This window comes from Bacillus sp. Cr_A10, from assembly GCF_029222665.1.
Classification (GTDB): domain Bacteria; phylum Bacillota; class Bacilli; order Bacillales_A; family Planococcaceae; genus Psychrobacillus.
On the sequence record NZ_JARHXR010000015.1, the window covers coordinates 25,223 to 36,073 of the forward strand.

The window sequence follows — 10,851 nt, forward strand, 5'->3', positions numbered from 1 at the left end:
GTAGTAGAATGAAGTTATTAATTATCAGTGATACTCATCAGGATACAAAAACAATGGAAGAAGTTATCCAACATCACCATGAAGTTGATACGATCATCCATTGTGGAGATAGTGAACTGGACTTTTCATACTTTGCAGATAAACCAATTTATGTTGTTCGAGGGAACTGTGATTTTGATTTACAATTTCCGGAGGAACAGGTGTTTAAAGTGGGAGATGAAATTGTGTATGTTACTCATGGGCATAAGCATAGAGTGAAATCTACGCTTATGCCACTGAGTTATCGTGCACAAGAATTAAATGCTTCCATTGTGTGCTTTGGTCATTCTCATTTGATTGGTGCAGAAATAAACAAGGGCATTCTTTTTGTGAATCCCGGCAGCTTACATAAGCCACGTGGCCGTAAAGAAAAAAGCTATGCTATTGTTGAAAAGCATAAAGATGGGTGGAATGTATTTTTCTATTCCTCCGAGCATATTATTATTGAAAATATAATTTTTAAGTTTTAGTGAAATAGCGTTGACTTAATTCAAAATAGATTATATAATAAATCTTGTCTTTCCTATCTGTGTGGTGGGGGAGTTCTTGTCTCAGTAGCTCAGCTGGATAGAGCAACGCCCTTCTAAGGCGTCGGTCGGGAGTTCGAATCTCTCCTGGGACGTAAACATTAATAATCCAAACCATGATATATCAATGTTTAGACAAATAGGGGTAAACGGTCAGGATTCGAACCTAACCAAATATCCCTACTAAATATTGAAACGAAACTACCTTCTAATCAAATTTGATTAGGAGGTTTTTTTGTGTCTAATATATTCAATGGAATATGAATTCTATGCAATCTCTATTCTATTTCAATAACTTTACTTATAATACTTTGTTTTATTGTCAAAACTATGCAATACCAACTTATGATAGAAGGTTTTAAAGTGAAGGGAATTAGTGTCGGACAAATTAGTATATTACACATCATTTTTCTTTCGATGACTGTTATCGGGTTAAAAAATCATGTGACGATCCTTCCACCAATTTTGCAAGTTGTAGGGAGAGATGGCTGGATTAAAGGTTAATTTAGAACCTCAAGTGGAAAACTATAGACTGTAATATTAGATGATATTAAAGTAAAAGTAGATCCAATAGTCAATAATGATATAGTGAAATTTGATATCAATGTAAGTGTGAATGTAGATGTTAGTGTCTTTCAAGGAAATATAACATCTGAAGAAATTCGAAAGGGTGTTATTAAGCAAGTGAAAAAAGAGATAAACGAAACATATAAAGAGGGCTTAATAAATGATATTGATATTTACCGACTGTCTGAACAGGTTTACAGAAAAAAGTAAAGACTTGGAAAAAACAACAAATAGATGGAAAGATAAAGCTCAACGAGGACTCCATACGGAATCTTAATGTTAGCGTAATCAAGGTCTATTCAGGTAGAAATTCATTTAAAGAAACAATTCAATAATTATCAAAATTTATTCTTGACATTATATAGAAAATCTCAGATAATATATATTGTCTTCCTACTATTTGGATAGGCAGGTAATATTGTCTCAGTAGCTCAGCTGGATAGAGCAACGCCCTTCTAAGGCGTCGGTCGGGAGTTCGAATCTCTCCTGGGACATTTTCTGTGTGTTTTAACCTAATAACTTGAAAAAGCGTTTAAGATGGTTGTTATATCAACGTCTCGAACGCTTTTTTATTTTTTGTAGTTTTTTAACTGTGTAATCCGTTGATTTAGCCTTCCATTTTCGCCTATGCAAAAAAATGTATATAGAATATTTATACATAATCGGGATTGGGGGAACTTGAATGGATACAATCACAAATTATGTGGATCTATGTAGAAAAATCGATACTATTGAAAAGCATTTGCTACAAATTGATGAGGATTTAGAGGTTTGGAGAGAAGAAAATAAGCTGTTATTCACAGTGATGAACAGCCAGGAAATTTTCCATACTACACAAGTAAGAAACATTCAGAACTTACAAAACAAAAAAAGTAGGCTACAAAAGATGCATGATTTTTATTTAGAAATAAAGAGTGAGAAAGAAAACAAAACAAGCATGCTGAAGGGGTTAAATTATCAAATTTCTCGAATGAAATACAAAGAGAATAAATCGTACAAACAAATTGCGGACGAATTAAATTGGCATATACAATATTAAGGACAAACGAGCATCTCATAGAGGTGCTTTTTTATATTCTTATAATTTTATGATATTTATTAGGCGTTCTACTTTCTTCTAATCATTCATATATTTTCAATACAATGTACAGAATATTTTGTCTTTTTATTATTTTTCTTTTATAATTAAATTAAAGCAATAGCAATATTTTCTTTCTATCCTATTAGTTTACTAACATAAATTACTTCTATTTTAATAAGAGAGAGGGGTAAATATTTTGAAGGCAATTTATACAAACGGTACTTTCTACACAATGAATACTTCTAAACCTACTGTCCAGTCTATTGTTGTTGATAATGAAAGAATTTTAGATATGGGAGCACACGAAGATATGATTCTTCAATGGGGGAGAAAAGGAACACCCATTATTAACATGGAAGAAAAAACTATAATCCCAGGTTTGATTGACAGTCATCTTCATATTTCAAGTGTAGGGATTAATTCTTTAGAGCTTAATCTTATTGGCATAAAATCGAAAGATGAGCTACTAGCTGCAATTAAGAAAAAAGCAAGCACATTATTGCCAGGGGAATGGATATTAGGACGTGGATGGGATGAAAATATTTTTCCGGATAAACGAATTCCTTCCATACAAGAACTGGACTATGTTGCTCCTTACTTTCCGCTTTTTTTACCTCGAATATGTGGACACGCATTTTTAGTAAACAGTCGTGCCCTTTCACTCTGTGGATATCATACCGATATGTTCGTTCCGTACGGTGGCACTATCGTAACAGATCCTTCAAGCAGTAAACCTACTGGCTTATTGCTTGAAACTGCTTCAACCCTCATTACAAAACATATACCCCAAAAAAGTTTTTCACAGTTAAAAGATGCCTTAAAAAATGCACTACAAGATGCAGTTAGCCTTGGTTTAACAAGCATACACACAAATGACCCAAATTATTTAGGAGGTGCAATTCAAACCTACAAACTATTCAATGAGCTTGTAAATAAAGAAGGTATCGGTCCAAGAAGTAATCTTTTAATGGACTATGATTATTTAGAAGAATTAAAAGCATCCAATATGTTTACAGGTTATGGAAATAATAAAGTGATGATCGGAGCAATCAAGCTTTTTGCAGATGGTACATTAGGCGGCAGAACTGCTCTACTTTCTCAGCCCTATGAAGATGATGGAAATAACTTTGGAAATGCGATGTATGATAATGATGAACTTTTTCAAATTATTAAAGATATCCGAGAAAATAATATGCCTGTTGCCATACATGCTATTGGTGACTTAGCTTTAAAAAATGTTTTAGATAGTTTAGATTTATTCGAACCAACTAGATTTAGAGATAGACTCATTCATGTATCTATTTTAAATGAAGTATTGATGGAAAGACTAAAAGGTTCAAATCGAATTTCGGATGTACAACCAAAGTTTGTAACAAGTGATTACCCATGGATTATAGATAGATTAGGTGAATACAGAGCTAAGTTTGCTTATCCATTTAAAACACTTTTACAAAACGGGGTATTGTGTGCAGGTGGTTCAGATGCACCAATCGAACCGTTAAATCCATTGTTAGGAATTCATGCAGCTGTGACACGCAAGAAAAGAGAAGAGACTCACGATGGATATAATGTACAAGAGAAATTGTCCATGTATGAAGCGATTCAACTTTTTACTCTAGGAGGTGCTTATGCAACAAACGAGGAATATGAGAAGGGAACACTTGAAAGAGGAAAACTATGTGATATGACGGTACTCTCACAAGACCCATTTCGTATGAAAAGTGCTGATGAGTTGTTGACTACAAAAGTAGAAATGACAGTAATAGGCGGAGAAATTAAATACCGAAATAACGAACTAATTAACTAAGAAAGTAACTAAAAAATAAGGGAGGAAATTGAATATGGACGCTGTACTTGAAACAATTGTTGGATGGCTATGGGGATTACCGCTAATTTTCACTGTTTTATTTGTCGGATTATATTTCACCATTGGGAGCAAGCTATTCCAGTTCGGGTATTTACCTCATATCTTTAAATCTACCTTCGGTAAAGTATTTTCAAAGCGAGACAAGTCGAAAGATTCGAAAGGAATATTAACTCCATTTCAAGCCGTAAGTACAGCAATTGGCGGAAGTGTTGGAGTTGGAAATATAGGGGGAGTTGCTACAGCCATCGCAATTGGTGGTCCTGGAGCGGTCTTTTGGATGTGGATCACAGCACTTCTTGGTATGATTACGAAAACCGTAGAAGTAACATTATCTGTTTACTATCGCAACACAGATGAAAAAGGAAATCCGTATGGCGGTCCAACCTATTACATGGAAAAAGGGCTTGGTGAAGAAAAGAAATTTAAATATTGGAAAGTGCCCGCCATTCTCTTTGGTTTTGGAATCTTTACAACGTTTTTTATTACGCTTCAAAATTATACGATTTCTGAAGCATTGAGCTCGTCGTTTAATATTGGTATGATTCCCGCTTCTCTTATCTATTTAACAATTATTTATATCATCATTTACGGTGGCATCAAGCGTATTGGTGAAATTGCCTCTTTACTTGTGCCTTTCATGTGTTTGTTTTATGTTATTGCGGGTCTATTTATTATTTTCAAAAATTACTCCGAAATCATTCCTGTCTTTGGTTTAATATTTGACAGTGCATTTTCTGGGATGGCAGCTGTCGGCGGTTTTACTGGTGCGGCTATTGCTCAAGTAATCCGTATGGGTGTAGCGCGTGCCGTGTATAGTAATGAAGCTGGCTGGGGAACTTCTCCAATGATTCACTCTACAGCGAAAACGGATCATCCTATTAAACAAGGTATGTGGGGAGCAGTAGAAGTTTTTGTTGATACGATTATTGTTTGTTCGATTACAGCTTTTACAATCATCATTACGGGTGTTTGGTCGTCTGGCTTAGATGGTGCTGCACTAACATTGTCTGCTTTTGAAATTGGAATCGGTGAATTCGGTCGTTATATTATCACCATATCAATTTTCTTATTTGGGCTAACAACTTCTACCGGATGGTATACGTACTATGAAATCTTATTAAGACACGTGTTTAAAGACGAGAAAAAGGTTACGCTAAAATATAAAATTCTAACCCTTTTCAAGTGGCTGTATCCAATTCCTGGATCATTGATGGTTATTTACGCTGTAATGTATAATCTCCCAGGAAAAGCAGTTTGGTATTTTGCAGACATAACAACTGCCATTCCGACATTTGTAAACTTAGTTGTTATATTAATACTTAGTAAAAAATTCTTTGAATTACTTCGAGATTATAAGGCTAGATATTTAAATATAGGAGTAGTAGACCCAAATTTTAGTGTCTTTTATGAAGATAAAATGAAGAAAGGGAATAGGTAGAGAATATTTAAAACCGCAAAGATTAGACTTTGCGGTTTTTTCACCCTTAATTATTCATATCCGACAATCCAGGGCTATGCTCATTTGGCATATCTGGCATTAGTGGCACTGGGTATCCTTGAGGAGGATCTGTAACCGCAAGAGTTCCATCATTTCTACTTGGTGATTGTCCCTGAAATATTTCAGCTATTCTAGTCGGATCCAGTCTAAAATTAAATTGGGAATTATGGAATCCCATATCCACATACTTTTTACATTCTGGATACTTGTTAATATCGTAATTAGGAATCGGAAAAATTTTTCCCCAATCTACACCCAGTGTTTCTAAAGCTTTTGCAAAAGCATTTTGATGTGCATTATCTCGTACGATTAAAAAAGCGAGCGTTTCCCGGAAGGTTTTGTTCGAACTCATTTCGTAAATTCGAGTCTTTTGTAGTACTCCTGTTGATTCCAGTACTACATTATTTAATAAATCGGCAATTAGATTGCCGTGTGCATACACCCAAGAACCGTTCCATGGATTTCCGGCTGCATCTACTGGTAGAGAAGCTTGTGCTCCAACAATAAAATGATGCGGGTTTGCATGTCTTACAGCATCATCTAGTGGGGCATTATCCATTCCAGCGTTTCCTGGAATTGCAGATTCACCTGAGTCATTTAATAACTGATTTATTGTATTTTGTACAAGTTCTACATGGGCGATTTCTTCCAAGAAAACACCTCGAAGCAGGTCGCGAAATTGTGTTTCTTTTCCTCTAAAATTGGAACTTTGGAAAAAGTATTGCATCATCGTTCTCATTTCACCATAATGTCCACCAAGTATTTCTTGTAAAACTCTTGCTGCTTGTGGATCAGGTTTGTCTGGTGTAATTATATTAATTAGTTCTTCTTTGTAATAATACATTCTTTATTTACCCTCGTTTCAAAATTTAATCGATTCATCATAAAGTGTGTTTAACTGAGTTCAATTATTCACGCTAAAGTTTTTGCTTTTGTTGTTCTCTTTCTTGTTGCAGGCTTTTTCTTTTTCGTTTTATCAAGGGAAGCTTGTAGAGCGGACATTAAATCTGTCACATTGGAAGGGGTAACTGGTTGTTTTTCATCTGTTGCTGTTACTATTTGATTGCCTGTTTTCTTTTCTTCAATTAACTCCATTAGAGCGGTACGATAGTCATCTGTGTACTTTTCAGGATCGAATGCTGTTGTTAACTGATCGACCAATAATAGAGCCGTCTCGAGTTCTCGTTGCACAACGTCTTGTTCGCTAGGGATATTTGGAACGTCTTGAGTGCTTCTAACTTCATCTGGAAAATGAATAGTTTCCATCATTAATGTCTCTTTATACACTCGGACTACCGCTAACTGCTCCTTGGATCTAATAATGATTTTGGCTATGCCAATTTTTCCTGACTCAAGTAAAGCCTTTCTTAAAAGGGAGTAGGCTTTTCCTCCTCCGCTATCTGGAGCCATGAAATAACTACGTTCAAAGTAAATAGGATCTATTTCCTCCAATTTTACGAAGTCGATTATTTCTACTGCTTTATCCTCATTTTCTTTTCTTAATTTCTCCAGTTCTTCCTCATCCAAAATAACAAATTTATTCTTGGAGTACTCATATGCTTTTACGATATCTTCACTTTTTACTTCTTGTTTACACCCTTCACAAACTTTTTGATAACTGATAGGTGTATGGCATTCCTTATGAAGTTGTCTTAATTTAATATCTTTATTTTCCGTTGCAGTGTGAAGCTTAATCGGAATATTAACTAAGCCAAAGCTAATACTTCCTTTCCAAACTGTATGCATGTGCATTCACCACTTTTTCTTTTTCTTCTTACTATGCAATCTTTTGACCATTTTTATGTATTAGGATGGCTAATTGTTCAAAAGCTAGGTAAAAAGAAAATGCGGGTGAAAATGTTGAAACCTATGCTTTTAACAGATGCAACGGAAATTCCAGTAGGAAAAGACTGGTTATATGAACCAAAATATGATGGTTTTCGATGCATTTTAGAATGGGAAAGTGAACCAATACTAAAAAGTAGAAATGGGAAAATACTTAACCTGATGTTTCCGGAGATTATTAATTATTGTCATGAAATTTATGAACAAATTCAGTCTTACTTGCCTTTAACACTCGATGGCGAGTTGGTTCATTTAACGAATAATTTTAATAGTAACTTTTCTGTTGTCCAATTGAGAGGAAGAATGCGTAACGAAGATGTCATTCAAAACCATGTACAACGGTTCCCATGTCATTATGTTGCTTTTGATCTTCTTGTTAAAAAAGGAGAAGGTCAATTCGGTCTTTCTCTTACAAAGCGAAAACAGCAATTGAAAAATCTATTTCAGAAGCTAAATCTTCCTCTTTCCATAAATTATGAAAATGTACAGCGACTGCAAGCAATAGATGTTTACATGGATAATGAAAGCTTATGGAATCAAATAGTAGTGAATAATGGAGAAGGGTTAATAGCAAAGAGAAAAAATAGTACGTGGATTAGTGAGAAGCGCACCGGTAACTGGTTGAAAATAAAAAACTGGAAATTTGTGAGTGTGATTCTAACCAAATTTGATAAAAGTAATAATTTTTTTCATGGTGCTATTTACTTGAATGAAGAACTTGTAGAAATAGTTACGTTTCTTCATGGACTAAAGGAAGAAGAGTTAAAAACATTGGCAACACTATTTCAATCCAATGGAAAGAAGGTAAATAAAAACATTTGGGAAATAGAACCTTCGATATGCGTGGATATCGCATGTATAGATTTTGATGGAAAAAGTTTAAGAGAACCAAGATTCCATCGATTTAGCTTTGAAAAGGAGCCACATGAATGTCAGTGGCAACAAATGCAAAGACAACTATTCCCTTTGCCAGAAAAGGTTACAATTACTCACCCAGATAAACCGATTTGGCCAGCTAATGGTCTTCAAAAAGATGATTATTTGTTTTATTTACAAAATATTTCCTCTTTTATTCTTCCTTTTTTAAGTGACCGCCAGCTTACGGTCATTCGGTATCCGCATGGAGTTCCTGGAGAAAGTTTTTATCAAAAAAATTTCCCTGATAATGTTCCAAATTTCATTAAAACAGAACAGATAGAGGATAACCGTTACGTGATGTGTAATGATTTGGAATCATTACTTTGGCTTGGAAATCAGCTTGCATTAGAATTTCATATACCTTTCCAGCCTATCTACACAACTAAACCGACTGAAATAGTATTTGACCTTGATCCTCCTTCTGTTCACGAGTTTTCCTTAGCAGTTGAAGCAGCATTAAGAATGAAGGCTATATTCGATCACTTTGAACTTCCTTCTTTTATTAAAACTTCTGGTGGTAAGGGGTTACAGATTTATATTCCATTGCCTTTGAATAAGTATTCTTATGATGATACCCGCGTGTTTACAAAGTTTGTTTGCGATTTTTTATGTGAGCAGGAACCAAAATGGTTTACCACCGAGCGCCTAAAAAAAAATCGTTATAACAAATTATATTTGGATTATGTTCAACATCACGAAGGAAAAACGATTATCGCTCCATATTCTACTAGAGGAAACGAATATGGTTTTGTTGCCACTCCATTAATTTGGGAGGAAGTATGTGACTCTTTAAAGCCAGACTTATTTTCTATTCATTCTGTTTTGGAACGTATAAAAAAAATTGGCAATCCATTTCGTGACATTCGTCAAGGAGTCGAGGAGCAAAAACTTGAAAATGTACTACAGCAGTTAAAAGGGGATTAAAATTACTCATAATTACCATTGATTAAAAACGTATGTTCGGCATATAATAAGAACAAACGTTCTTAAGGAGAGGTTAATGTGAAGGATGAAATTTCGAAGTATATGCGTTATGGACAATTACTGGATGTAATGTATCTATCGAGAAGTGGTGAGGTGACGAAAAGGCGAATAAAGGTTTTGAAGTTACAAGGAGAATCATTTCAAGTGTATTGTTTCACTCGAAACGCAAAACGAACTTTTCTTATTGGCAACGTTCTCGCATGCATCCCTGTCATTAACAGAGAGAAGGATGTTATCTAATGTCTTCCTTTGATGATTTTATACATGAAAAACTGGACTTATCAAAAGTGCAGGATAGAGGTTCTAAAAAGTGGGTGGCGATGATGTTACCTGAACATCTCAAGCTTATTAGACAATATAATGATGACTCAAAAAAAATACCCAAACCCGAATTGAATGAATGGGATCTTGAAGCCATACAAGAATCAATCGAACTAGCGATGAAAAGGAACGTAGAAGTAAAAATTAAACTATGGAAAGATGGTGGATTTACTATATATGTTGGAAAGTTGATATGGGTGGACTTAAATCGACGATTAATTGAAATGGAAGATACCTTCAAATCATTCTCTTTAAGATTGGATGAAATAGTTGATATCACCTTATTAGAATAGAAAGAAGGTTCTTGCCGTGGATCAAGAGAAAAAAGAGGTAGAAATAAATGAATTAATAGAAGAATTGATGAATCAATACCCACATCAAAATATAATGGATGCCCTCGATTATTTAGCCTCCTCTTTTCTAATCGAGGGAAAGAAAGAATCTAAGCACAAATACACTACATAAGGTCATTTAAGTAGGAATCACCTTTTCATATTACTTTTTTCTCATTATGAAAAACTATTAAAATTTGTGTTTAACTCGACTAGAGGTGGGAATATAAATAGTGAGCTTGATTACCAAGCTTGAAAAACTATGAAGGAGGAATTAACATGGCAAACAACCAAAACAATCGCAACAGAAACAACAATGGAAACATGAGTGTCGAAGAAGCGGGACGTAAAGGTGGAGAAGCTACCTCCCGAAATCACGACAGAGATTTTTATGAAGAAATCGGTCAAAAAGGTGGAGAAGCTACCTCCAGAAATCACGATCGCGACTTTTACGAAGAAATCGGCCAAAAAGGCGGAGAAGCGCGGAGTGAACAAAACAACGGCAACAATAATGGCAAAATGAGCAGAGAAGAAGCTGGCCGTAAGGGCGGAGAAGCTCGTAGCAGACAACGTAATAACGATAATTAAATAAAAAATTGTCAATTAAAAATTACAATTGAATAGCTAAATAGAGTTATATTGTAACTCAAAGACAGCCATAGTTAAATTTCAACTATGGTTGTCTTTTTTTTATGGCTAAATAATTTATTTCAGGGAGATAGAAAGTACTCGCCGAATAGAAAGGGAGATAGCGACCGAAATTGCATCTTCGGGAGCTTGCAAGATTAGTAGGACAAAATTTATTCTCTAATTATCCATAATGCTTTCAACCAGTCTTCAAAAGTTGCAGAAGTGCGACGGACAGACAGAAG

Annotated in this window: 13 protein-coding genes and 2 tRNA genes; 13 read left to right on the forward strand and 2 right to left on the reverse strand. The window is 34.9% G+C overall.

Annotated features, from left to right (window positions below; all coding sequences use genetic code 11):
- Positions 1–8 precede the first annotated feature (8 nt).
- From P2Q73_RS15610 to P2Q73_RS15640, 8 genes are all read left to right on the forward strand, one after another.
- A complete protein-coding gene (locus P2Q73_RS15610; protein ID WP_275788963.1) occupies positions 9–509 on the forward strand; it encodes a metallophosphoesterase family protein in 501 nt (166 codons plus the stop codon).
- A 78-nt stretch (positions 510–587) separates the two neighbouring features.
- A tRNA-Arg gene (locus tag P2Q73_RS15615) sits at positions 588–661 on the forward strand.
- A gap of 268 nt (positions 662–929) precedes the next feature.
- The gene (locus P2Q73_RS15620; protein ID WP_275788965.1) at positions 930–1,070 is read left to right on the forward strand and encodes a hypothetical protein; all 141 of its coding nucleotides are present in this window, start codon (positions 930–932) and stop codon (positions 1,068–1,070) included.
- 45 nt (positions 1,071–1,115) lie between these two features.
- On the forward strand, positions 1,116–1,343 hold the full coding sequence (locus P2Q73_RS20445) for a Ger(x)C family spore germination C-terminal domain-containing protein (protein WP_371256567.1): 228 nt from the start codon (positions 1,116–1,118) through the stop codon (positions 1,341–1,343).
- Between the two features lie 210 nt (positions 1,344–1,553).
- Positions 1,554–1,627: transfer RNA gene (locus tag P2Q73_RS15625), tRNA-Arg, on the forward strand.
- 188 nt (positions 1,628–1,815) lie between these two features.
- Positions 1,816–2,172, forward strand: a complete 357-nt coding sequence (locus P2Q73_RS15630; RefSeq protein WP_056831497.1) for a hypothetical protein — start codon at positions 1,816–1,818, stop codon at positions 2,170–2,172.
- Positions 2,173–2,410: 238 nt separating this feature from the next.
- Complete coding sequence (locus tag P2Q73_RS15635) at positions 2,411–4,021, forward strand: amidohydrolase (RefSeq protein ID WP_345798853.1); 1,611 nt, start codon at positions 2,411–2,413, stop codon at positions 4,019–4,021.
- A 34-nt stretch (positions 4,022–4,055) separates the two neighbouring features.
- A complete protein-coding gene (locus P2Q73_RS15640; RefSeq protein ID WP_056831499.1) occupies positions 4,056–5,519 on the forward strand; it encodes an alanine/glycine:cation symporter family protein in 1,464 nt (487 codons plus the stop codon).
- A gap of 46 nt (positions 5,520–5,565) precedes the next feature.
- On the opposite strand, the gene P2Q73_RS15645 is transcribed toward P2Q73_RS15640, so the two are convergent.
- Positions 5,566–6,423, reverse strand: a complete 858-nt coding sequence (locus tag P2Q73_RS15645; RefSeq protein WP_056831500.1) for a manganese catalase family protein — start codon at positions 6,421–6,423, stop codon at positions 5,566–5,568.
- Between the two features lie 68 nt (positions 6,424–6,491).
- Positions 6,492–7,325 carry a non-homologous end joining protein Ku gene (gene ku, locus P2Q73_RS15650; protein WP_275788970.1) on the reverse strand — a complete coding sequence of 278 codons (834 nt, stop codon included), beginning with the start codon at positions 7,323–7,325 and terminating at the stop codon, positions 6,492–6,494.
- A gap of 114 nt (positions 7,326–7,439) precedes the next feature.
- Here ku and P2Q73_RS15655 point away from each other — a divergent pair, with 114 nt between their 5' ends.
- The 5 genes from P2Q73_RS15655 (at position 7,440) to P2Q73_RS15675 (ending at position 10,567) form a co-directional block, all read left to right on the forward strand.
- Positions 7,440–9,266 (forward strand): DNA ligase D, encoded by a 1,827-nt coding sequence (locus tag P2Q73_RS15655; RefSeq protein WP_275788978.1) that lies wholly within the window; start codon positions 7,440–7,442, stop codon positions 9,264–9,266.
- Positions 9,267–9,344: 78 nt separating this feature from the next.
- Complete coding sequence (locus P2Q73_RS15660; protein WP_053588726.1) at positions 9,345–9,566, forward strand: hypothetical protein; 222 nt, start codon at positions 9,345–9,347, stop codon at positions 9,564–9,566.
- Positions 9,566–9,940, forward strand: coding sequence for a YolD-like family protein (locus P2Q73_RS15665; RefSeq protein WP_053588727.1), 375 nt, complete (start codon positions 9,566–9,568; stop codon positions 9,938–9,940). Before P2Q73_RS15660 ends, P2Q73_RS15665 begins: the two co-directional genes overlap by 1 nt.
- A 16-nt stretch (positions 9,941–9,956) precedes the next feature.
- Entirely contained in the window at positions 9,957–10,112 is a 156-nt protein-coding gene (locus P2Q73_RS15670; protein ID WP_156350799.1) for a hypothetical protein, read from the forward strand.
- 146 nt (positions 10,113–10,258) lie between these two features.
- Positions 10,259–10,567, forward strand: coding sequence for a KGG domain-containing protein (locus tag P2Q73_RS15675; protein ID WP_275788974.1), 309 nt, complete (start codon positions 10,259–10,261; stop codon positions 10,565–10,567).
- Positions 10,568–10,851 lie beyond the last annotated feature (284 nt).